27 protein-coding genes, 4 tRNA genes and 1 rRNA gene are annotated in these 21553 nt (G+C 63.7%); 10 read left to right on the forward strand and 22 right to left on the reverse strand.

What is annotated here, in order from left to right; translation table 11 throughout:
* The first annotated feature begins 86 nt into the window (after window positions 1-86).
* Window positions 87-461: a hypothetical protein gene (locus tag IEY43_RS15960; protein WP_188949668.1), complete on the forward strand. Its 375-nt coding sequence runs from the start codon at window positions 87-89 to the stop codon at window positions 459-461.
* Window positions 462-475: 14 nt separating this feature from the next.
* Here the strand turns inward: IEY43_RS15960 and IEY43_RS15965 are convergent, their stop codons facing one another.
* The 5 genes from IEY43_RS15965 to IEY43_RS15985 form a co-directional block, all read right to left on the reverse strand.
* The gene (locus IEY43_RS15965; protein ID WP_188949670.1) at window positions 476-1309 is read right to left on the reverse strand and encodes an IS5 family transposase; all 834 of its coding nucleotides are present in this window, start codon (window positions 1307-1309) and stop codon (window positions 476-478) included.
* Window positions 1310-1453: 144 nt separating this feature from the next.
* Complete coding sequence (locus IEY43_RS15970; protein WP_188949672.1) at window positions 1454-1753, reverse strand: winged helix-turn-helix domain-containing protein; 300 nt, start codon at window positions 1751-1753, stop codon at window positions 1454-1456.
* Window positions 1750-2190, reverse strand: a complete 441-nt coding sequence (locus IEY43_RS15975) for a transmembrane 9 family protein (protein WP_188949674.1) — start codon at window positions 2188-2190, stop codon at window positions 1750-1752. Before IEY43_RS15975 ends, IEY43_RS15970 begins: the two co-directional genes overlap by 4 nt.
* Window positions 2187-2393 carry a hypothetical protein gene (locus tag IEY43_RS15980; protein WP_188949675.1) on the reverse strand — a complete coding sequence of 69 codons (207 nt, stop codon included), beginning with the start codon at window positions 2391-2393 and terminating at the stop codon, window positions 2187-2189. The genes IEY43_RS15975 and IEY43_RS15980 overlap by 4 nt, the downstream gene beginning before the upstream one ends.
* 176 nt (window positions 2394-2569) lie before the next feature.
* The gene (locus tag IEY43_RS15985; protein ID WP_374189873.1) at window positions 2570-3715 is read right to left on the reverse strand and encodes an acyl-CoA dehydrogenase family protein; all 1146 of its coding nucleotides are present in this window, start codon (window positions 3713-3715) and stop codon (window positions 2570-2572) included.
* Between the two features lie 71 nt (window positions 3716-3786).
* Between IEY43_RS15985 and IEY43_RS15990 the strand changes: the two genes are divergently transcribed.
* Window positions 3787-4290 (forward strand): MarR family winged helix-turn-helix transcriptional regulator, encoded by a 504-nt coding sequence (locus IEY43_RS15990; RefSeq protein ID WP_188949679.1) that lies wholly within the window; start codon window positions 3787-3789, stop codon window positions 4288-4290.
* Here IEY43_RS15990 and mmsB read toward each other — a convergent pair.
* Window positions 4285-5181, reverse strand: a complete 897-nt coding sequence (gene mmsB, locus IEY43_RS15995) for a 3-hydroxyisobutyrate dehydrogenase (protein ID WP_188949681.1) — start codon at window positions 5179-5181, stop codon at window positions 4285-4287. The genes IEY43_RS15990 and mmsB overlap by 6 nt on opposite strands.
* Complete coding sequence (locus IEY43_RS16000) at window positions 5178-6230, reverse strand: 3-hydroxyisobutyryl-CoA hydrolase (RefSeq protein ID WP_188949683.1); 1053 nt, start codon at window positions 6228-6230, stop codon at window positions 5178-5180. The genes mmsB and IEY43_RS16000 overlap by 4 nt, the downstream gene beginning before the upstream one ends.
* A gap of 104 nt (window positions 6231-6334) precedes the next feature.
* On the opposite strand from IEY43_RS16000, the gene IEY43_RS16005 reads away from it, so the two are divergent.
* The gene (locus tag IEY43_RS16005; protein WP_188949686.1) at window positions 6335-7135 is read left to right on the forward strand and encodes an exodeoxyribonuclease III; all 801 of its coding nucleotides are present in this window, start codon (window positions 6335-6337) and stop codon (window positions 7133-7135) included.
* Window positions 7136-7150: 15 nt separating this feature from the next.
* A complete protein-coding gene (locus tag IEY43_RS16010; protein ID WP_188949688.1) occupies window positions 7151-7993 on the forward strand; it encodes a DUF8083 family protein in 843 nt (280 codons plus the stop codon).
* Between the two features lie 79 nt (window positions 7994-8072).
* On the opposite strand, the gene IEY43_RS16015 is transcribed toward IEY43_RS16010, so the two are convergent.
* The 4 genes from IEY43_RS16015 to IEY43_RS16030 all read right to left on the reverse strand — a co-directional run bounded on the left by IEY43_RS16015 (window position 8073) and on the right by IEY43_RS16030 (window position 8529).
* Window positions 8073-8146 (reverse strand) — tRNA-Asp (locus IEY43_RS16015).
* Window positions 8147-8206: 60 nt separating this feature from the next.
* Window positions 8207-8279: transfer RNA gene (locus tag IEY43_RS16020), tRNA-Phe, on the reverse strand.
* A 48-nt stretch (window positions 8280-8327) separates the two neighbouring features.
* Window positions 8328-8401, reverse strand: a tRNA-Asp gene (locus IEY43_RS16025).
* A gap of 55 nt (window positions 8402-8456) precedes the next feature.
* A tRNA-Glu gene (locus tag IEY43_RS16030) sits at window positions 8457-8529 on the reverse strand.
* 135 nt (window positions 8530-8664) lie between these two features.
* Here IEY43_RS16030 and IEY43_RS16035 point away from each other — a divergent pair.
* Window positions 8665-9036 carry a metallopeptidase family protein gene (locus tag IEY43_RS16035; protein WP_188949690.1) on the forward strand — a complete coding sequence of 124 codons (372 nt, stop codon included), beginning with the start codon at window positions 8665-8667 and terminating at the stop codon, window positions 9034-9036.
* Window positions 9037-9580: 544 nt separating this feature from the next.
* Complete coding sequence (locus IEY43_RS16040) at window positions 9581-11332, forward strand: NlpC/P60 family protein (RefSeq protein WP_188949692.1); 1752 nt, start codon at window positions 9581-9583, stop codon at window positions 11330-11332.
* Window positions 11333-11461: 129 nt separating this feature from the next.
* Here IEY43_RS16040 and IEY43_RS16045 read toward each other — a convergent pair whose 3' ends face one another.
* Complete coding sequence (locus IEY43_RS16045; protein WP_188949694.1) at window positions 11462-12439, reverse strand: universal stress protein; 978 nt, start codon at window positions 12437-12439, stop codon at window positions 11462-11464.
* Between the two features lie 169 nt (window positions 12440-12608).
* Here IEY43_RS16045 and IEY43_RS16050 point away from each other — a divergent pair, with 169 nt between their 5' ends.
* Both IEY43_RS16050 and IEY43_RS16055 read left to right on the forward strand, forming a co-directional pair.
* Window positions 12609-14060: an NCS2 family permease gene (locus IEY43_RS16050; RefSeq protein ID WP_188949696.1), complete on the forward strand. Its 1452-nt coding sequence runs from the start codon at window positions 12609-12611 to the stop codon at window positions 14058-14060.
* 99 nt (window positions 14061-14159) lie between these two features.
* Window positions 14160-14699 carry a DUF2087 domain-containing protein gene (locus tag IEY43_RS16055; protein WP_188949698.1) on the forward strand — a complete coding sequence of 180 codons (540 nt, stop codon included), beginning with the start codon at window positions 14160-14162 and terminating at the stop codon, window positions 14697-14699.
* On the opposite strand, the gene IEY43_RS16060 is transcribed toward IEY43_RS16055, so the two are convergent.
* Both IEY43_RS16060 and IEY43_RS16065 read right to left on the reverse strand, forming a co-directional pair.
* On the reverse strand, window positions 14696-15523 hold the full coding sequence (locus IEY43_RS16060; RefSeq protein WP_188949700.1) for a spermidine synthase: 828 nt from the start codon (window positions 15521-15523) through the stop codon (window positions 14696-14698). The two genes, IEY43_RS16055 and IEY43_RS16060, sit on opposite strands and share 4 nt — an antisense overlap.
* Window positions 15516-16031: a GNAT family N-acetyltransferase gene (locus IEY43_RS16065; RefSeq protein ID WP_188949702.1), complete on the reverse strand. Its 516-nt coding sequence runs from the start codon at window positions 16029-16031 to the stop codon at window positions 15516-15518. The genes IEY43_RS16060 and IEY43_RS16065 overlap by 8 nt, the downstream gene beginning before the upstream one ends.
* A gap of 138 nt (window positions 16032-16169) precedes the next feature.
* Between IEY43_RS16065 and IEY43_RS16070 the strand changes: the two genes are divergently transcribed.
* Entirely contained in the window at window positions 16170-16562 is a 393-nt protein-coding gene (locus tag IEY43_RS16070; RefSeq protein ID WP_188949704.1) for a hypothetical protein, read from the forward strand.
* Window positions 16563-16571: 9 nt separating this feature from the next.
* On the opposite strand, the gene IEY43_RS16075 is transcribed toward IEY43_RS16070, so the two are convergent.
* The 3 genes from IEY43_RS16075 to IEY43_RS16085 form a co-directional block, all read right to left on the reverse strand.
* Window positions 16572-17261 (reverse strand): O-methyltransferase, encoded by a 690-nt coding sequence (locus IEY43_RS16075; protein WP_188949706.1) that lies wholly within the window; start codon window positions 17259-17261, stop codon window positions 16572-16574.
* Window positions 17262-17548: 287 nt separating this feature from the next.
* Window positions 17549-17863, reverse strand: a complete 315-nt coding sequence (locus IEY43_RS16080) for a thiamine-binding protein (RefSeq protein ID WP_188949708.1) — start codon at window positions 17861-17863, stop codon at window positions 17549-17551.
* Window positions 17864-17877: 14 nt separating this feature from the next.
* A complete protein-coding gene (locus IEY43_RS16085) occupies window positions 17878-18054 on the reverse strand; it encodes a hypothetical protein (RefSeq protein WP_308425069.1) in 177 nt (58 codons plus the stop codon).
* A 195-nt stretch (window positions 18055-18249) separates the two neighbouring features.
* On the opposite strand from IEY43_RS16085, the gene IEY43_RS16090 reads away from it, so the two are divergent.
* Window positions 18250-18456, forward strand: coding sequence for a hypothetical protein (locus tag IEY43_RS16090; protein WP_047118189.1), 207 nt, complete (start codon window positions 18250-18252; stop codon window positions 18454-18456).
* A 49-nt stretch (window positions 18457-18505) separates the two neighbouring features.
* Here IEY43_RS16090 and IEY43_RS16095 read toward each other — a convergent pair whose 3' ends face one another.
* From IEY43_RS16095 to rrf, 5 genes are all read right to left on the reverse strand, one after another.
* Window positions 18506-18823, reverse strand: coding sequence for an AzlD domain-containing protein (locus IEY43_RS16095; RefSeq protein WP_188949710.1), 318 nt, complete (start codon window positions 18821-18823; stop codon window positions 18506-18508).
* Window positions 18820-19542, reverse strand: a complete 723-nt coding sequence (locus IEY43_RS16100) for an AzlC family ABC transporter permease (protein ID WP_229777454.1) — start codon at window positions 19540-19542, stop codon at window positions 18820-18822. The genes IEY43_RS16095 and IEY43_RS16100 overlap by 4 nt, the downstream gene beginning before the upstream one ends.
* Window positions 19532-20215: an alanyl-tRNA editing protein gene (locus tag IEY43_RS16105; RefSeq protein ID WP_188949712.1), complete on the reverse strand. Its 684-nt coding sequence runs from the start codon at window positions 20213-20215 to the stop codon at window positions 19532-19534. The genes IEY43_RS16100 and IEY43_RS16105 overlap by 11 nt, the downstream gene beginning before the upstream one ends.
* A 5-nt stretch (window positions 20216-20220) precedes the next feature.
* On the reverse strand, window positions 20221-21090 hold the full coding sequence (locus IEY43_RS16110) for a glycerophosphodiester phosphodiesterase (RefSeq protein ID WP_188949714.1): 870 nt from the start codon (window positions 21088-21090) through the stop codon (window positions 20221-20223).
* A 172-nt stretch (window positions 21091-21262) separates the two neighbouring features.
* Window positions 21263-21379: ribosomal RNA gene (gene rrf, locus IEY43_RS16115) — 5S ribosomal RNA — on the reverse strand.
* Window positions 21380-21553 lie beyond the last annotated feature (174 nt).

The raw sequence follows: 21553 nt of genomic DNA on the forward strand, positions 1-21553 counted from the left end.
GTTTCATGGATTCCGCCGGCTTCGGGCACTAGGCTGGGGCCACGGTGCCGCTATGGCACCGCGCCACGGCAAACGAGGACGCATCCATGAACGCTGAATCCAAACACGGGCCGGCCGCTACCCGCTGGCAGCACGTGCTGGAAATTTTCCTCGGCATTTACGTTGGATACGCCGGATGGGATCTGCTGTCCTCGGGCAGGGCCTTGGAAAACCCCTTGAGCTTTGCCCTGTGGGCAGCATGCGTCTCGAATCTGGGCTTCATCCTCTTCACGCCCACGGCCAAGTCCGCAGCCGTTCATCGGCCATTGGCCGGCGGCGCCGTGTTGGCCGCGGCTGCTGCCCTGCCGACCGGATTCCCAGCCGACCCTTTCTGGGCAGTGCTAACCGTACCGCTGTTCATCGCAGCATTGGGCCAATTATGGGACCTCAGCAGGAAGACAACTAAGAATCCGCGCCAATAGGGAACAACTGGTTCTTAAGGCTTTCGATTAGGCCTCGCATCCCACCGATGCGTCACCCACGCTTCCCCGATCAGCCGGCGGATCACGATGACACTGTTCGCGAGGCTGATCAACGCGTCAATGACCCGGACCTTACGCTCGGTGCAGATCGCCAACTTCTTGAACCCTCGGTTGTGCCACGCATTAGTTCGTTCCACCACCCAGCGCACTCCGGCCTGAAGGGGTTCGCCCTTGGTGCTGATCTCCCAACCGCAACCCAGCTCGGTAAGCAGCTCCCGCGTCTTGCGGCTGTCATAGCCAGCATCCAGATGGACCGTGATCTGTTCGGGCAGTCGGTAACCGAAACGGGCAAGACGTTCTAGGGTAGGACGCAGCAGCGGGGAGTCATGCCGGTTCGCTCCGGCAATGACACAACCGACAGGGATCCCTTTCCCGTCGGTCATCACCGAGCGCTTGGCGCCTTGCTTGCCGCGGTCTACCGGGGATTTCCCGGCGGCTTCGCCGCCGCACGGTGCTTTGACCAGGCAGCCGTCAATGACGAGGTTCTCCAGGTCCAACCCGATGATCCGGTCGTAGGATTCCAGGCAGATCTGCTCCAGTTCGCGGAAGATCCCTGAGCTGATCCATTCGTCGCGGCGGCGTCGGATGGTGGTGGCCGAGCAGGTGGTGTCACTGATTTTCTCGTAGGCGGCGCCCAGGACGAGGACATGGATGAGCTTGTCGAAGATGATCCGATCGCTGATCCTTGGTTTGTGGCAGCCCAGCGGGTGGGTGCGTGGCCGTTCGGGGATCAGTGCCTCGAATTGGCGCCAGAGGGGCTCGATGATGGAAGATGGTAGGGCAGGCACGTGACCTTCTTGTGTAAACGGTTCTAGACAAACCTTGTTTAACACTGTCCGTGCCTGCTTCACTGCTTAATGACGTGCCTGACGTGGTTAATTACGCTGGCATTAATACTTACTGGGGATGTGCCGTCCCTATTGGCGCAATCTCTAAGCCAGTCCGGTAATTTCCTTCAACGCCTGCACGTGGTCCGTGAACGCCACACGCCCCTCAGGGCTCAGCTTGGCCCAGGTCCGAGGGCGTTTTCCCACGAACCCCTTGCGGATCTTGACATAGCCCTTGTCTTCCAGCGCGCTGAGGTGCCGCGACAGCACCGAATCCGAAATGCCCAGCGCATCCCTCAGTGTTTTGAAATCAGCCTCCTCAACGGTGTTCAGCGAGCCCATAATGGACAGTCGGACAGGGTTGGAGAAATCCGCGTTGAGCCGGTTTCGGGCATGCGCCGTCATTTCCGAACCATGCCGATCCCTGCGATCAGCAGCGGGGCCGAGACAGCAAGCCAGACCAGCCCCAGAATGATCCAGGAGCCAAGCTCCAGCGGCATCAGCGCCAGCGAAGCCGCGTAGAGGATGATGGTCAGCATGAACCCCCGGTTGTAGCGCTTCGAGTAGCCGACCGGCAACGAGCGGTAGAGCTTTCGGTAGGCCAGCGAGGCGGCAACGATCGCCACCACGTAGAGCCCGATGATCACGGAGAAGCCGACCATGTTGTCCCGTGGAGGATACAGCTGCAGCAGGAAGGCCAGCGCACCGATGACCAGCGCAACGATAATGCTGTACCAGCCCAGAAGCTTCGAGCCGTAGCCAACGGCACGGTCCATGTTGGCTTGGGCCTGCGCCAGCGCTGCCAGCTGCTGTTCCGGGTCAAAATTCTTTTCGGCGCTCATGACGGGTTCCCCTCCGCACGCGCGGCGGCGCGCTGCCGTGCGTTCAACGAGGTCATGGTCATCGTCACGGCGACAAAGATTCCCATTCCTACGAAGATCAGTGCGTTGCGGCCGCTGAAGTAGGCGAAGAGCGCAAGTGCGGCGAAGACCACTCCTGCAAGGCCGATGATGATCGAGTACGTGGCGTTGGACATCTTGTTCATGATCTTGCTCCCCTTGTTCCGCGTCTTTCGATGTACCAATAGAATAACAAGTACTTTCCGAAAAGGAAAGTACTTTCATGTTTTTTGTTTTACCGACCGCCGGCCCGGGTATGCCGGGGCCGGCGGTGTGTGCATCTTTGCGAAACGGGAGGAGGCAGCGTGCGGGGCAAATGAAATCAGACGAAGGCGCCCGTTCCGGTCAATGCGCGCCCCACAATGAGCGAATTGATCTCATAGGTGCCTTCGTAGGTATGGAGGATTTCAACATCACAGAAGATCTTGGCCATTTCGTACTCCGAAGACACTCCGTTGCCGCCAAGAAGCGCGCGACCCTTGGCCGCAGCGTCCCGCGCCAACCGGGTCGCCGTCGACTTGGCCAGCGCGGCATCGGCCATGGTCAGCTCTCCCGCTTCCTGCTTGCGCGCAATATTTCCCATCATGGCTAGGCACGCACTGGCATTGCCGGCGATTTCTGCAAGCGCCTGCTGGATGAGTTGGAAAGATGCCAGAGGCTTGCCGAACTGCTCCCGGCTGGCGGCGTAGGCCGTACAGACATCCAGGGTCGCCAGCATCGCGCCCGCGGCCTGCCAGCCGACCCATGCTCGGGACTGCATGAGCAGGTGGTTTGCGGCGGCGAATCCCGTGGCGCCTGGCAGCTTGTTCTCCACCGGGATGCGCACATCATCCAGCTCGATATCCGCATTCTGCATGATGCGCAAGCCGATCTTGTTCCCGATCTTGGAAGCGCGGAATCCAGGCCTGTCCGATTCCACCAGGTAGGCTCCGATCGCTCCGGATTCCGGCTCCCTGGCCCAAACCAGCGCGAAGTCGGCGATGGTGCCCATGCCGATCCAGCGCTTGCGCCCGGAAAGAATGTACTCACCGCCCTCCCGGCGTACGCGGGTGGACATTCCGCCGGCAATGTCGGAGCCATGCTCCGGTTCCGTCATGGCGAACGCTCCGAAGGCTTCAAGCTTGCCCAATCGCGGCAGCCACATTTCGCGCTGGGCCTCGGAACCCAGTTCATTGATCATTCCGAGAACCAGTTCGTTGTGAATCCCGACGACCGAGGAGAGGGATATGTCCGCGCGGGCCAGTTCAGCGTGGATCAACCCGCGCGCCAGATGCGAGCAGTCCTCAAGCTGCACCGCTCCCAGACCCGCGGCTCCGAGCTCGGCCACCAGCGCGGGCGCGAAGTCCTCGCGGTTCCAGTAGTCGATGGATTGCCTGCGGATCTTGCCCTGGGCAAGTTCCCTCACCTGGGCCAGCCGCGCGCTGTCGGACTGGCTGAGCTGCGTCGAAATATCGGTCATGAGGTCCATCCGGATCTCCTTCCAAACCATAGGATGTCCAAGTATATTGTTGGACTAGGTCTTCTTTTGGGGGTAGAAAAATGTCGTCACCTTTGCCGCGCGACCCGATTGCCCAGGCCCGCGAACAGTGGGTTTCCCACGGCTGGGATGCCGAGGCGGACTCCATGGCCGCGATTACCGCGGTCATGCGCACCGCCTCGATCTTTCTCCAGCGCGCGGATTCAATACTCAGGCCGCACGGCCTGACCTTTGCGCGCTTCGAGGTGCTCGCGCTGCTCGGCTTCTCCAAGCGGGGTTCGCTGCCCATGACCCACGCCAGCCGCCTGCTGCAGGTGCACGCGACAAGCCTGACCAATTCCGTGGACCGGTTGGAAGCCACCGGCCTGGTTCGCCGGATTCAGCATCCCACCGACGGCCGCACCCGGCTGCTTGAGCTGACGGCCGAGGGGGCGGATATCCTGGCCGCGGCCCGCGACGATCTCAACGAGCAGCTGTTCGCCGACAGCGGCCTGCCGGCCGCGGATGCGCGAGAGCTGTTCCAGATCCTCTCGCGCTTCCGCAGGGCCTCGGGCGACTTCCTATAACGTTCCTTCGCGCACCGCGTTGATGATTCCCGAGAAGTCGGTGCCGGCATTGCCCTCGTCGCTGAACTTGCGGTAGAGCGCCGCGGCCAGGGCGCCCATTTGCGCGTCGGTGTCGGTATGCTCCAGCGAGCTGGACGCCAGTCCCAGGTCCTTGGCCATCAACGCCGCGGCGAAGCCGGGCTGGTAGTCGCGGTTCGCCGGCGAAGCCGGCACCGGCCCGGGGACCGGGCAGTTGGTGGTCACCGACCAGCATTGGCCCGAGGCCGTGGAAATGACGTCGTAGAGCGCCTGGTGTTCCAGGCCCAGCCGCTCACCCAGGACAAAGGCCTCGGCCGCGCCGATCATGGAAATGCCCAGCAGCATGTTGTTGCAGATTTTCGCGGCCTGCCCCGACCCGTGGCCCCCGCAGTGCACGATACGCTTGCCCATATGCTCCAGCACTGCGGTGATCTCCGCCAGGTCCGCGGCTTCGGCGCCGAGCATGAAGGTCAGGGTCCCCGCTTCGGCGCCGACCACTCCGCCGGAAACAGGCGCGTCCGCGCTGCGATGCCCGGCGGCGACAGCTAGCTCGGCCGCCTCCCGGGCTTGGGCGACATCGATGGTGGAGCATTCGAGGAACAGCGTATTCGGCGCCGCGGTATCGAGCAGGTAGCTTCGGTAGGCGTCCAGCACATGTTGTCCCGAGGGGAACATGGTCAGCACGATGTCGACGCCCTTCGCGGCATCGGCTCCGCTGTCGACCGTTTCGATGCCGGCTTCCGTCGCGGCCTGCACCGCCGCGGGGACGACGTCGAAGCCCTTGAGCTTGTAGCCGGCCCGGTGGAGGTTGATGGCCATGGGCAGTCCCATGTGCCCCAGTCCCAGGAATCCAATAACTGGCAGATTGCTCATCGTCCACTCTTTTCGCGTAGCCCCTGGTCAATCAGGGTGAAATCCAATTCGGCTCCGTCCAACGGCCCGAAATGCCGGGCTGTGCGCTGTTCGGGGCTGAGCTTATCCAGCGGCTCGTTCCACCGCGGTTTCCGATCCTTGTCGATCACCGCGGCACGGATGCCTTCGGCGAAGTCCGGGTCGTCGAGCCGATGCACGGCCGCCCGGAACTCGCGGATCAGGTCGGCTCGCAGGTCGACGCCGGCTTCCCGTAGCAGCTCCTCGACAAGCCGCACCGAGCTCGGGCAGGCGGCTTCCAGGGCCGCCAGCGCCGCTGCGGCTCGCGGGTTCTCGAATGCGGACAGTCCCGCCGCGACCGCCGGAATGCTCGACTCGGAGAAGGACTGGACCCACTCTTCATGCAGGTACCCGCTGTCGGGGATTCCAGCGAAGCGCGATACCGCGCGGTCCACCGGCTCGGTCTGCAGCGCCTCAAGCAGGGCAGGAAGGTCCTTTTGCGGCACGTAGGTATCTGCAAGTCCCAGCGCCACGGTGTCCGCGGCGCCGAACTTCATTCCAGTCAGCGCCGCCAGGCGTCCTGCCGCCCGCGGCGCCCGAGACAGCAGGTGGGTGCCCCCGACATCCGGGAAGAATCCAATGCCTACTTCCGGCATGCCGCAGCGGCTCGCTTCGGTCACGATGCGGTGGCTCCCGTGGGCCGAGATGCCGATGCCTCCGCCCAGCACGATGCCATCCATGAACGCGATGTACGGTTTGGGGTACTCATCGATCAAGACGTTGAGCTGGTATTCGACCCGCCAGAATTCTTCCGAGGATCCGTTGCGCTCCATGATGTCCCGGTAGATGGCGACGATATCGCCGCCGGCGCAGAATGCCCGGTCTCCCGCCCCGACTATGGCCACCTGCGCGATCTGCGGGTCGTCGCGCCACTGCAGCAGCGCATCCATGATGACGTGGCACATGTCCGCATTCAGCGCGTTCAGGGATTTCGGACGGTTCAGGGTGATGAGCCCCAGATGTCCGCGGCGTTGGGTCAGGATCTCAGACAAGAGCCTCTCCTTTGCGTGATTGGGGTCACCTTCAGAGACGAATATACTCGGACTTCCAAGTAAATTGAAGTGGCTCGCTCGGTCAAACTTGATAGGTTGAAGAAGTGAAGATTGCGACTTGGAATGTAAATTCGCTGCGTGCCCGAGCCGACCGTGTTGAGGACTGGCTGCGCCGCACCGACGTGGATGTCCTGGCCATCCAGGAAACGAAATGCAAGGACGACAATTTCCCTTGGGAATTGTTTGAGAACAACGACTACGAAGTCGCGCATTGCGGCGTGAACCAGTGGAACGGCGTGGCCATAGCCTCGCGCGTCGGCCTGGACAACGTGCAGCGCAGCTTCGCCGGTCAGCCGGAATTCGGCAAGGGCGGCAAGAACCCGATCCTGGAGCCGCGCGCCATCGGCGCCACGTGCGGCGGCGTGCGCATCTGGAGCCTCTACGTTCCCAATGGCCGCGCCCTGGATGACGAGCACATGGGTTACAAGCTCACCTGGCTCGACGCCCTCAAGCAGGATGCGGCCGGCTGGCTGCAAGCCGATCCGCAGGCGCAGATCGCGCTTATGGGCGACTGGAATATCGCCCCGAAGGACGAGGATGTCTGGGACATCAACTTCTTCCTGGAAAACGAGCTGACCCATGTCTCGGCCCCCGAACGCGCGGCCTTCGCGGCCTTCGAGGATGCCGGCTTCACCGATGTGGTTCGCCCGCACACCGAGGGCCAGTTCACCTACTGGGACTACACCCAGCTGCGCTTCCCCAAGGGCGAAGGCATGCGCATCGATTTCTCGCTGACCTCGCCGGCACTCACCGCACGGGTCACCGGCGCCAGCATCGATCGCGAAGAGCGCAAGGGCAAGGGCGCGAGCGACCATACACCGGTAATCGTGGAGCTGGACGGATAGATTAGGGGAATGAAGATGACTGGGCCCCTCTACGACCTCACGGCGGCGACCGCGCACCTGCGCGTCTACGAACCGCTGTCTGCCTTCGAGGATTGGGCCCAGTCCCTCATCATCGGCGCCCCGCCTCGCACCGCGGATCAGATCGACGCCCTGGAGAACCAGCAGCTGTGGGAGCGCACCTTGCGCGGAGTGTCGGACCCGTTTCCGCACACCGAACAGGAGCTCTTCCGCACCGTGAAGTTCCTTGATTACCAAGGTGCCGAGCACACCCGCTACTGCCCGTCGCAGATCCAGGCTCGGAGCCTGCTGGCCGCGGAGCAGGCGGAGGAAGCCATGCGCGCCGAGGTCTTCGACCTGTTGATCCCGCCGGCAGCCCGCCGCGCGAACGGGCAGCGGGTGGATACGGACAAGCTGGCTGCGGACCTGACCCATCTGCACACCCGGACCTCCACCTGGGGCATCCCGCTGAGCTGGTTTTCCCTGTTCCGCGACGACGACGAATGCGAGGTCCTCTACGTCGGGGAACGGTTGCGGACCGTACGCCTGCTGGTCCCCTTCGAGCAGGCCATCGAACGCCTGGCTTGGGCGGTGCAGGCTATGGCCACCCACGCTCCGCAGGCACCGCTGTTCGAGGAACTGGGCTCACTGGGCGGCTGGCTGGAATCCTTCGATCCGCAGTCGCTGATCGAACTGGACTACGGGCTGCTGGCGGAAATCGTCTGGCCCGACGAATCAGTCAACGACCTGTTGCATGGAATCCAAGCCCTGGAGGACGGTGACATGACCATGGCCGCCGCGGCCTATCGCCGCCTGAGCAATCGATGGATCGGACCGCGCCAGCTGGGCCGAGCCAACTGATCACCCCTTGTCGAACCGGCGGCCAATTCCGGGAAAGAGAAAAGCTCCAGTTCTTTCGAACTGGAGCTTTCAGATAATGCGACCCTGACGGGACTTGAACCCGCGACCTCCGCCGTGACAGGGCGGCGCGCTAACCAACTGCGCTACAGGGCCTGGTGTTTTGGGAAAATCCCAATTCACACAGTAAAACCCTCGGTTACCCGAGGGCCTGCGTGGCTCCGACCGGCGTCGATCCGGTGACCTTTCGATTTTCAGTCGAACGCTCTACCAACTGAGCTACAGAGCCTGGCGTCACAAACTTGGACACCTAATTTACTATTTCTAGTAAATTGAGCGACCCTGACGGGACTTGAACCCGCGACCTCCGCCGTGACAGGGCGGCGCGCTAACCAACTGCGCTACAGGGCCTTGCTTTCGCAAGCCAATGGATTTCTCCATCTGACAACCACAAAGTGGTTGTTTGTACCCCCAACGGGATTCGAACCCGTGCCGCTGCCGTGAAAGGGCAGTGTCCTAGGCCGCTAGACGATGGGGGCCTATATCTGCTGCGGTTTCTTTCGTCTCCGCTGCGGACTCCAATAACTATACGTGGGCTTTTTTGTTTTCGCAAAATCGGCACCCGGGGCCTCCCGAGCCATTCCAAAAGCGGCTCTCAGACCTAGGCTTGAAGCATGGATCTACAGATGCCCGACGACGAGTTCGACGCCCTGGTTCAGGAAGCGATTGACGCGATTCCACAGCAAGCCTTGGACATGATGGACAACGTGGTTTTCTTCATTGAAGACGAATACGAACCACTCCCCGGAGAGCCGGAATACACCGAGATTCTGGGGATTTACGACGGTGTTGCGCTCACGGAGCGCGACCAGGGATGGGAAGCCGGAGCACTTCCCGACCGCATTACCATCTTCAAAAATCCCACACTCAGGGCCTGCAATACCCGCGAGGACGTGGTCCGGGAAATCAAGATTACGGTCATGCACGAGGTAGCCCACCACTTCGGTATCGACGACGCCAGACTGCACGAATTAGGGTGGTCATGAGGGTATTTCCCGAAAAACTCTTTCTGAGATGTGCGTCACAAATCAAGGTGAGATTGCAGCCATCAGCATCACTAGCGGTGGCAGAGCTCACACCGAAGTCCTCTTGGCATGCGCAAGCCACTGGGCAGTACGCCTCCGAGTCGACCGCGAGCAAGCCTCCGGCATCTGCTGTGGCGGCAAATTTCATCGCCTCTTTTTAAGGGGCAAAAAATCTGGTCCCGCTATCGGAGGCCGTTAACCGATACATATTCGTCACCAGACGAACGAACTGATCGCGAACAAGCACAGAAGCGTATTGTCCTTCGTCGGCTTCCGCTGGCTGCAATCTCGACCCGCACCCTCATATCGCTCCACATCACAGTGGTTTTCAGGATCAGAATTCCATCAATGTAATTCAAGTGACTGGTGTGACTACTGTTGCGAACGGTACCGATGTTGGCATAGTGTGCTATTTGGGGCTTATCCAAATCGTGACCTAACGACGTTGGATGATCACGGTTTGGAACTGCCCCAACGTCATCTCTTGGATCTAGTGAGGAACGATATGGCTTATCGCCACACGCTCGGCGTTGCAGCGAGCACTCTTGCATTGGCAGTCACCTGCCTCGCCGGAGCAGCCCCCGCTTCAGCAGCAACCACTACGTCATTCTCGACCACGGTATCGATCGCAGCCGAGCGTTCGGCTTCCGGCCTGCCAAGCGCCGCAGAGATCGAGGAAGCCAAGAAGGATAAGGACTCCACGAACGCGATGATCGCGCGTCTGGAAGCCTCGCTCGCCTCCAGCCGTGCCGAGCTGCTCCAAGCAGAGACCGCCGCCGCAGAGGCCCAGGAGTCGCTGCTGACCGCAGGCGAGGAGCGCGACCTGCGCACCGCCGACGCCGAGAAGGCCGTCAAGCAGCTGGAGTACGCCAAGCAGTACCTCGAGCAGAGCCAGACCGATCTGGGTGCCATCGCTTCGGACATCTACCGCAACGGCGCCGGAAACTCCACGCTCGGCATCCTGCTGAACAGCGATGACTCGAACGACCTTTTCTACAAGGCCGCCACGATTGACACCCTCAGCCAGCAGCAGGTCCAGTCCGTCAACTCGGCGACCGAAGCAGAAGCCCTGGTCTCCGCCTGGGAATCCTATGCAGATGCCGCGCAAAGCGCAGCAAACGAAGCCGCAGCGAACTACGATGCCTCCGCGTCGACCGCCAACAGCACTCTGGCCGCCTACCAGTCCTCCATCAAGCCCGAGCAGGAACTGCGCGACGAGCTGATCAGCAACTTGGCCAGCCTGAAGGACCAGGAAGAAGCCGAGGTCCGCAAGCAGGTCGAGGAACAAGAAGAGGCAGAACGCGAAACCGCGCTGCAGGAAACCATCAGCGCCGAGGACGCGCCGGTCATCAAGCCAAGCCAGACCGGAACCATTCAGCCGCTGGCCGTGGATGCGCCGCAGGAGTTGGAAGTCGACCAGTCGACGGCCAAGCCAACTGTGAAGCCAAAGCCTGAGGCCCAGCCGCTGGACACCGTGGATACCGCCACCCCGACTGCGGCTCCGCAGCCGGAGAGCGCTCCGAAGCCACAGAAGACCGAAACCCCGCAGGCCGAAGAGACCCAGGCGCCTGCCGAAACTCCAAAGGCTGAGGAAACCCCGGCCCCGAAGGAGACCCCTAAGGCCACGCAGAAGCCGAAGGAAACCCCCAAGGCTACCCAGAAGCCGAAGGAAACCCCGAAGGCCACCCAGAAGCCCAAGGAAACCCCGAAGGCCACCCAGAAGCCCAAGGAAACCCCCAAGGCCACCCAGAAGCCCAAGGAAACCCCCAAGGCCACCCAGAAGCCCAAGGAAACCCCCAAGGCCACGCAGAAGCCGAAGCCGAAGCCGGAGAAGACCGAAGCTCCCAAGCAGGAGCAGGATATTGCCCCGCAGGGCGGCGGACGCAGCTACGGCGCCGCAATTTCGTGGGCCATGAAGACCGCCAGCGACAACAGCAAGTATTATGTGTACGGCGCCAACGGCCCGAGCGCCTTCGACTGCTCCAGCTTCTCCCAAAGGGCATTCGGACAGTCGGGCATCAGCCTGCCGCGCACTTCGACCCAGCAGTTCTTCGCTGCCCCGCAGTACGTATCGCTGAACAACCTGCGCCCGGGCGACTTGGTGTTCTCCTCCTCCAACGGCGGATCCTCGTTCTACCACGTGGCCATCTACATCGGCAACGGCCAGGTGGTCCATGCCCGCAACCCGAATGCAGGCATCTCGGTCACCCCGCTCAGCTGGGTGAACAACCTCCATTCGAAGGCCGCCCGCTACTAGGAGCAGGCCTCGCAGAACACCCGCAGGGAATCCCTGCGGGTGTTCTGCTATTTTCCGATGCAAACGGCAACGTGCCCCCGGGGGATTGCTCCCCCGGGGGCACGTCGGGTTGGTGCCGCGGCCTAGATGCTAGTCATCGGCGCGGGTATCGAAGTTCTTCCGGTCCGCCAGACGCGGATCGTCCGAATCCGGAACCACCATGACCGGACCCTTGGAGTGGTGCAGCACGCCCTGGGAGGTCGAGCCCAGCAGCATGCCGGCGAAGCCGCCACGGCCGCGCGAGCCGGTCACGGTCAGCACAGCATGCTCGGATTCGCGGATCAGCACCTCGACCGGCGGGCCGCTGATCACGTCGGTCTCGATCTTCAGGTTCGGGTAGTGCGAGGTCAACCAGGCCACACCGACGCTCATCTGGTAGCGCACGTCCTCCAGCACCGCTTCCTGGTCCACCGTGGCAGGCATCCAGGCCAGTGCGGCACCCACCGGGGCAACGGCGCAAATCAGGCGCAGGGTCAGGTCGCTGGCCATGGCGGCGTCCGCGGCGGCCAGCACCGCGGCGCGGGCGCGGTCCGAACCGTCGACACCGACCACGATCGACTTGCGCGCGGCGGCTGCGGCGGCTGCTGCGTCGCCTTCCAGTTCCTTGGCAACCGCCAGCGGAACCACCACGGTCGGGCACTTGGCGTGCGCCGGCAGGGCCGAGGAGACCGAACCGAGCAGCCGGCCGACGAATCCGCCGCGGCCACGGGTGCCGACCACCACAAGCTCGGCATCCTTGCTCAGGTCCAGCAGCACACCCGACGGGTCACCGGATTCGATGTAGGTGCGGATGGTGGCTTCGCTGTTTTCCAGCTCCTTGCGGGCCTGGCGCACGATGTCTTCGGCGCCGCCGCGGATCAGGTCGTCATCGAGGGTCGAGTAGCCCGCGTCCATGGACGAGGCGGCGAAAACCGGAATGGTGTAGGCCGAAACGATATTCAGGACGCTTCCGCGGCGCACCGCTTCGCGTTCGGCCCAGCGCAGTGCGCACTTGCTCTGCTGCGATCCATCGACGCCGACAACGATGCCTTCGATTTTTTCGGCTGCGACTGGTGCTTCGTCACTCATCAGACCCGCTCCTCAACTACTTACCGTTTCACTTGGGCGTGATGCCCCTTACACCCAATGTACTTCGTTGGTGCGCCATCGTGTGAGTTGGATCTAAAGATTTCACGCACAGCCTACTCAGATTCCATTTGGGTATTGGAATGAGCCTGAAAGCACCTAGAATTTTCCTATGTCCTCCTCCACGAAAACAGCGCCTGCCAGTAGTATGCGCGAACGCCTTGACCGCTACTTCATGATCTCGGAGCGGCGCTCCACCTTCTCCACCGAACTGCGCGGCGGCATCGCCACGTTCTTCGCCATGAGCTACATCGTTGTGCTCAACCCGCTGATCCTCTCCGGTGCCGATTCTTCCGGCGGCGAACTGGGGATCCAGCGCGTGGCCGCAGTGACCGCCCTGGTCTCCGGCGTCCTGACCATCATCATGGGCATCTGGGCCCGACACCCGTTCGCGCTGGCCACGGGCCTCGGCGTGAATGCCTTCGTTGCCATCACCGTGACCACCAACCCGGAATTGACCTGGGCCGATGTCATGGGCCTGGTGGTTATCGCCGGCATCGTGATGTTCGGGCTGGTGCTCACCGGGTTCCGCACCGCGGTGTTCAACGCGGTCCCCGCGGGCCTGAAGACCGCCATCGTGGTGGGCATCGGCATGTTCATCGCGCTGATCGGCTTGGTCAACGCGGGCTTCGTGCAGCGCATCCCGGATGCCGCGCACACCACCGTCCCGGTGGGCCTGGGCTTCGACGGCCAGCTGATGGGCTGGCCGATCCTGGTCTTCATCATCGGCCTGCTGCTGACCATGGCACTGGTCGTCCGCAAGGTCAAGGGCGCGATCCTGATCGGGATCGTGGTCTCCGCCGTCATCGCCAACATCTTCGAAGCGGTCTTCCATGTCAGCGAGTCCGAGGCCAACGGCTGGTCGCTGGTGGTCCCCTCCCTGCCTGATTGGCACCTGCCCGACCTGTCGCTGATCGGCGAGGTGAGCCTGTTCGGCGCCTTCGCCAAGATCGGCCCGACCGCCGCATCGCTGCTGGCCTTCGTGATCCTGCTGTCGATCTTCTTCGACGCCATGGGAACCATGGTGGGACTGGCCGCCGAGGCCGACGTGATGGACGAGGACGGCCAGATCCCTAACGTGGACAAGGTCCTGCTGGTCGACGCCGCCGGCGCCATCGTGGGCGGCGGCACCTCGAGCTCCTCGGCGCAGATCTTCGTCGAGTCCGGCGCGGGCATCGGCGAGGGCGCGCGCACCGGCCTGGCCTCGGTGGTCACCGGCCTGCTGATGATCGTGGCGATGTTCCTCAGCCCGCTGATCTACCTGGTGCCGTTCGAAGCCGTCGCCCCGGCGCTCGTGGTCGTCGGCTTCATGATGATCAGCCAGATCACCAAGATCGACTGGAACGACTGGGGCATTGCGCTGCCGGCCTTCCTGACCTTCATCCTGATGCCGTTCACCTACTCGATCGCCAACGGCATCGGCGCCGGCTTCATCGCCTATGTGTTCATCCGCGCCACCCAGGGCCGAGCCCGGGAGATCCACCCGCTGATGTGGGCCGTCGCCGCCGCGTTCGTGCTGTTCTTCGGCATCGGCCTGATCGAGACTTGGGCCGGGGTCAAGTAAGCGCATCCCTTCCGCCCGCCGCCGCGGCCCGTCCCGATTCCTTCGGGGCGGGCCGCTGCCGTTCCCGGCAGATCCCCGCCGCTTCGCTAGCATGGGGGTATGGCAGATCACAACAAGGCGCCGGGGTCCGCCACGGCGGGAGTCTGGATCCAGGTGGCGGCGGGGCTGAAGAACCCTGCGATGCGCGAGCTGCTGGGCCAGGTGCTCACCGGGCAGGACCCGGAGCGCGGCGCAGCCGGGGCCCGCGGTTCCAAGGACCTGGCCCGCTGGGAGCAGATCGGCTTGCTGCGCCGCGGACAGACCGGCGCCTGGGAGCTGAACGAGCAGCTGCTGGGCGACACCCTGGCCGCCGCGGGCGCAGCCAAGGCCGACCGCAGCGGCATCAACCGCTTCTTCGACGGGACGAAGCTGCACACGCTGCCGGCCAAGCCGGCGGACCGGATGCAGGTCATGGCCTATCTGCGCGATGCGGTCATCGACGGGGACGAGCAATTGCGCGAGGACCAGGTCAACGAGCGGCTGCGGGTCTTCCACCCGGACACCGCGCTGATCCGACGCTACCTCGTGGACCACGGCCTGCTGCTGCGCGCCGCCGACGGTTCAAGCTACCGGCGCGGCGCAGGGCAGCCGGCGGCCTAGTCCTCGATGGGTGCGGCGGAGCCGGCGAAGCGCGCGACGGCAGCGCCGGAGACCAGCTGCGCGGGCAGCGGCGCGGTGCGCAGGCTGCGCTCAAACGCAGGGCCCAGGGCCAGCGGCTCGTCGCCGGCCAGGAACACGATGTTCCCGTAGCGCCGGCCCTTGAGCATGGGAGGATCGGCGATCAGCGCCACGTGCTTGAACACGGACAGCAGCGTCGCCGCCTCGGCTCGCGCCCCGGCCAGGTCCGCGGTGTCGCCGCAGTTCAGGATGTACACCCCGCCCGCGTCCAGCACCCGCTGGGCGTGGCGTGCGTAGCCGACGGTGGTCAGCTGGCGCGGGGTGGTGCTGCCGGCGAACACGTCGCGGATGACCACGTCGCGGCTGTTCTCGCTCAGCGTGGGCAGCACCTGCACGGCATCCCCCACCCGAAGGCGCACCAGCGGGGCGCGCGGCACCTGGAAATTGGTGCGCACCAGCTCGGCCAGCTTGGCATCCAGCTCCACCACGACCTGGCGGGCGTTCTCGTAGCGCGAGGCGACCCAACGGGCCATGGAGCAGCCCCCGCCGCCCAGATGAAGCACCCGCAGCTTGCGGGCCCGGCCGTCGTAGTCCTCCGGCGGGTAGCCCTCGAGGAAAATCGGCTCCATCCAGCGCATGTACTCGAAGTCCAGGTAGCCGGGGTCGTCCAGGTCCACGTGCGAGGAGGGCACCCCGTTGACCTTCAGGATGTAGCGGTTGGCGCCGTAGGGGTCGGATTCGATCTCCGCCAGCCCGGTGTCGATCGGGTAGCTTCCCGTGAGCGTCGGCGCGGCGTCCTTAGCCATTGCGGCGCACCATCCTCAGCTCGGTCAGCCCGTTCCACGACCCGGTGAGCTCCTCGCTGACCCCGTCGAGCTCGAAGCCGTGCTTGCGGTAGAAGGCGACGGCACGCTCGTTGCCCTGCAGCACCCAGACCAGTGCCGGGCGCTGGCCCAGCACCACCTGGAGCAGGTGCGCCCCCAGGCCGGATCCGTAGTAGTCGGCCAGGATGTAAAGCATGCCCAGCTCAATGTCCACGCCGGCATCCCGGTCCTCGTCGATGACGGGGGTTCCGCCGGCCAACCCGATGATCCGCCCGTCGACGTCCTCGGCAATGCAGAACCCGGCGCCGTTGGCCAGGCCGCGCTCCCACCAGGCCACCTGGCCCTCGAGCTGTTCCTCGTGGAAGGCGAAGAATTCATCCCCGCGCAACCCGCTGTAGGCCTGCCGCCAGGCAGCCAGCTTCATTTCCAACGCCGGGCGCACATCCGCGGCCGTTGCCGGGCGGATTCGATAATCTTTCAGTTCAGGCACTCTACCAACACTACGGCAGGGCGGCGGCGCAGCCCCGGAACGCACCGCACCCTCCTACTTAAGTACGATTGCGGGCGCGGCCGGTTTTTGACAGGATGGTCTAATATCTACAACCTATTGAGGGAAAGGGGCCAGACTGTGCGTCGGAACCAGTCGTTCGCAGCGTTGACTGGTGGCGTAATCGCCAGCCTGACCCTCGTAGTCAGCCTGTCCCCCAGTTTCTGGGTCATCCTGCTGGGTAGCCTTGTTTTGGTGCTCGGGTTCAGCACGCTGGCCAAGCTGGAGCGTTTCTGGGGCCCTGCCTCCTCGGGATCCTATTTTTATGTCGTGCCCATGGTCATCGGCCCGGCGGCCGGCGGGCTGCTGCGCGATACCCAGTACGCCGGCTGGACCGGCGCAGTTGTCGGCCTGCTCTGCGGACTGGCCGCGTACCTGCTGGTCATGAAATCCCCGCCCTTCGAAGAACCCGGCGCCGATGACGAGGCGGAAGGCGACTACTTTCTGAGCTTCCGCGAGTCCTCGCGCAGCTAGACCCCGCGGCTACAGCACACGGGCCAACGCAAAGCCGTCCCAGCCCTTGGACCCGACGGTCTGCAGCGCCGTGGCCGAGACCCGCGATTCCTCCCGCAGCCAGCGCAACGATTCCTGGACTCCCCGCAAGTCCGCTTCCTGCAGCCCGTGCTGCGCCGGATCGTCGAGGATCTGACCTGCCCTGATGACATTGTCCAGCACCAGCACCGTTCCGGAACGGGACAGCTGCAAGGCGCGCTTCAGGTACACCACGTTGTTCCGCTTGTCGGCATCGATGAAAATCAGGTCGAACGGCGCACCGCGGGAGCCGATCAGCCGCTCCAGCGTCCCCTGGGCGGCGCCGAGCTTGATCTCGACCCGGTCCGACAGCCCTGCACGCTCAAGGTTCTCGCGGGCAATGGATGCATGCAGCGGCTCGAATTCGCAGGAGACCACCTTGCCCCGCGCCCCGACGCCCCGGGCCAGCCAGCTGGTCGAGTAGCCGCCGAGCGTACCGATCTCAAGGACCCGCGCGGCGCCGGAGATTTCCACCAGCAGCTGCAGGAACTTGCCCTGCGCGGTGCTCACCTCGATGCGAGGCAACCCGGCATTATGGGCATGCTCCCGCCCGGCTTCCAGCTCCGGAACTTCCAGCCCGAGGGCCTCGTTCAGGTAGTCGTCGACTGCAGGGCTCTCACGGTCTGCCAGATGGTGGATCATGATCTCTGGTTCTCCTCACGTTCCCGGCTGCCTGGTGCAGCATACCGCCCCCGCGAACCGGCCACCCGTTGAGGCGAACCGCGCAGGAGCCGGCCCTCGGCGCGCTCGGGAACCCCTCGTTGATCAGCTGGTGATCGGCGGGCGGCTTTCCGGCGCAGCCGGTACAGGGTCTTTCGAGTTCAGGGTACTCCTGATACTCCGGGAAGTGCAGGGATCACCCCAATAACCTAGCCTTTGCACAGCCGCGGCAGGGCTACTCGAAGCCCGGCAATTGCCCGGCGCCCCGGCTACGCCCCGGATTCGTCGATGGCGCGTTCCAGGCGCTCCAGCTTGCCATCAAGCTCACCCGCATAGCCAGGGCGAATGTCAGCTTTAATGACCAAGGAGATGCGTGAGCCAAACGGCGCGACGGCCTCGGTGGCCCGCTTGACGACGTCGAAGACCTCGTCCCAGCTGCCTTCAAGCTCAGTGAACATGCTCGAAGTCCTGTTGGGCAGGCCGGAGTCGCGGACGACTTTCACGGCCGCGGCGACAGCATCGTGCACGGAGCCGTCGGCGTTGCTGCCGGTGCCGGAGGGAGCGACGGAGAATGCGACAATCATGGGAGAATCCTCTCTCAGAGGCCTGCGGCCAGGGTCAGATTCTTCCCCTGTCCCAGGCGTCGTGTGTTGGTGAACATGGAGCTGGTGCGGTGGGGCCGGCCCAATTCCCGGATGATCTTCACGGCCTCGGCGCCCGCGCCGCGCACGGAGCCGTTCGGGTTCTCGGTGCTGGGGGCAACTGAGAAAGCCACGATCATGAGTCCACTGTCCCACCGGGCACGGGAAACTCCTAACGTGTTGCGCCGCCGCCGGGAGATTCGGGAGCCCTGTCCGTAAACCGCACTCGCTGTTATGGTGAAAGAAGGATGCGGTGACTGCGTCACTTCCTTTGGCAAAGCCACTCCTCCTCACAGTTTGCGGTGGGAACTGCCGGGAAGGGGCAGGAAATGACACATGAAGAACAGGTCATGCGGAGGCAGCGGATCACGATACTGCTGCTGGTTTTCCTGGCCATCGCTGCTTTCGCCCTGGCCATCACCCCGGCGCTGGCCGGCCTGTCCGGCGCGTTCGCGGCTTTCGGCGGGCTCTGCCTGCTGGTGTCCCTGGGCATCGCCATCAACAGCTACTGGCGCACCACCCGCACACCGGATTGATCCGGCCGTGCGGCGCCCCGCGGCCGCGCCCTGGCGAGGCCGCGGGGTATCAGGCGGCCATTCCCGTAGCACGCAGCAGGATTGCGGCCAGTGCGCCGGTAATCACCACCACCAGATACGGGGCCTTGAAAATCAGCGCGATGATGGCCGCGGCCAGCGCACCGATGCGCGCGTCAATGACCAGTTCCTGCCCCGAGGTGAACGCGTTCACGGTGACCAGCGAGGCCAGCAGCGCAATGGTCAGTGTGGCTGCCACATGGGACATCGTGGGCGAATCCAGGACCTTGCGCGGAACGAAGTAGCCGCAGATCTTGATCGCATAGGCGGTCAGGCAGGCTGCGAGGATCCACCAGCTCAGTTCGCTCATGCCCGGTCCTCCCGTACGTTCTGCAACTCTCCGTGCTCGGTGGCCGGCTTGCTCCGGCGTCCGGTCGCCAAGGCATAGACCGCGGCGCAGGAAGCGGTAATGAGGATCGGCAATCCCGGGCTCGTCAACGGAACCGCTATTGCGGTGACCACCGCGGCGGCCAGCGCGACGAGCACCGGCTCCATGGCTTTCAGCCGCGGCCACAGCAGGCCGATAAACGCCGCCACCGCGGCCCCGTCCAGGCCCCAGGCCGCGGGATCGCCCATGCGTTCTCCGAGCAGTGCCCCGGCGATGGTGAAGAAATTCCACAGCACGTACACCCCGACCCCGGCGCTGAAGAACCCGCGGCGCTTCTCATCCGCGTCCGCCTGCCCCAAGCTGACTGCCGTCGACTCGTCGATGGTCACCTGCGCCATCCATGGCACATGCCGGCCCCGGGGCCGCAGCGCCTGCTTGATCTGCATGCCGTATACGGCGTTGCGGATGCCCAGCAGCGACGCGGCGGAGAACGCGGCCGACGCCGCGCCGCCGCCCGAGATCACGCCGATGAAGGCGAACTGCGACCCTCCGGTGAACATCAGTGCGCTCAAGGCAATGGTCTGCCAGAGATTCAGCCCCGCAGCGATGGCCAGCGCGCCGAAGGAGATTCCGTAGAGGCCCGTCGCGATCGCGATGGACAGGCCCATCTTCGTCGCGGGGGTGAGCCGGCTACTCCGCATGCCGGGCATCGTACCTGACCTTGTACACACCGCGTTTGACCTTGGCTTCCTTGATGAGCACGCCTGCCAGCTGGTTGACGTGGCTGACATGGGTGCCGCCGCATGGCTCGGCGTTGATGCCCTCGATGTGCACGGTGCGCAGCCCGTCGGCATCCATGCTGGATTCGATGGCTCCGCCTCCTGCCAGCAGTTCGTCCACACGTTCCTGCAACCAGGCCCTGGCCGCAGCGCGCTGTTCGTCATCAGCCAGGGGCATGTCAACGCTGGCCGGGTCGAAGTCCAATCGCGACTGCCCCGGGAAATGCGAATGGCCCTTGTGCTGCCAGCCGCGGGCTTCCCCGGCAAAACCCACAACATGGCCCGCGGTGTGCAGGGCGGCGTTCAGCAGGCGCTGCTGCCTGTCGATTGAGCTATGCACTGTGGTGCCGGGCTCCAGCGCCGTGACGCCATGGAGGATCACCAGGCCGTCCTCGTTGCGGCTTGCCTTGACCGGGAGCCCGTTCACGGTTCCGTTGTCTTCGGGCTGCCCGCCGCCTCTCGGGTGGAAGATGTTCGGGCTGAGTGCGATCCATGCTCCGTCATCGTCGACGCCGGCGGCGAGAACCTGCGCCTGCGCTTCAAAAACGTAGGTGTCTCGCAGATACAGATTTTCTTGCGTTGTAGCCGTGCTCATGGTTCCTAGTTCTGTTCCAATTCCCTGCGTAGTTCAGCAGGCCGGTTGCTCGTCAGCTGGCTTACGCCGAGGTTGACCAGGTACTGGGCGTCGGCGGGCCGGTCAACAGTCCAGATCCTGGCCGTCAGCCCTCGTTCAAGCCATTCACGTACGATCTTCTCGTTGGCCCTCGTCCACGCGACACCGGGCCCGATGATTCCGGCGCCGCCTTGGTCGATGAACTCGATCCCTTCGGCCACCGATCGGTACAGCACCTCGTACACCGCCGCACGCCCCATCTGGCCGGTTGAAACCAATTCATCCACCCACGACGCATCCACCTCGGTAATCAGCTGGCAGAGCAGATCCTTGTTCACCGTGCGTGACAGATACCGGAGCGACTCCGGTTCAAAGCTCATGAGGGTGACGGCTATCTGGCTTTTGCTGCCCGCCGTACCGGTCGAAGGATCGAAGTGGTTGTCGGCCAGGACCTTGAGCACCCCGTCTTCAAGCAGGTGTCCGAACGGGCTGGGATGCTTGATCTCAATGGCCAAACCAATGGGTCGGCTCCGCTCCTCGAGGATCTCGAAGAGTTCAGCCAGGCTCAGCAGCTGCTCGTTCTCCCGGCCGTAGTCTTCGGGAATCAGGCTCGGGATGACACCGGTGAAGTCCATGGCTTTCATCTGCGAAAGGGTAAACCCTGAAACCAGTCCCGTTGCATCCGAAGTGCGGTCCACGGTGGGATCGTGGTGGCATACGACGATCCCGTCCTGGGTCAGGTGGACATCGCACTCTATGCCATCCGCTCCCTCATCAATGGCCTGCAGATAGGCTGCACGGGTATTCTCGGAGAACTTGTGGGAGCTGCCCCGGTGCGCGTAGAAAAGCGTGTCCATGGTCTCTACGCTACGCGGTATAGCGCATCCCTCACCAACCACTCCGGGTATGTTGCTTCATTCCCTTTTTAAACAGGAAAAAAGGGGAAGCCACCACTCCCCCCGCACCAACCCCGGTTAAACAGCGAAAGCCCCGACACACTGTGTCAGGGCCTCCACCACTTCAAGTTAAGTCCGGCGGTGACCTACTCTCCCACACCCTCACGAGTGCAGTACCATCGGCGCAATGGGCCTTAGCTTCCGGGTTCGGTATGGGACCGGGCGTTTCCCCCACGCTATGACCGCCGTAACAATCACGAAGCACACAAACCACAGGTGATCCGGCACTAACGTCCTGCAAAAAATCTTTTGGTTTCGAGGTTGTTGTCTCGTAACCGCATAGTGAACGCGAACAGCAAAAAAATGAATTTTGTCGACACACCATCTTATAGTGTGTTGTAAGTCATCGGCCTATTAGTACAGG

The sequence above is a fragment of the Glutamicibacter protophormiae genome (assembly GCF_014647495.1).
Lineage (GTDB): Bacteria > Actinomycetota > Actinomycetes > Actinomycetales > Micrococcaceae > Glutamicibacter > Glutamicibacter protophormiae.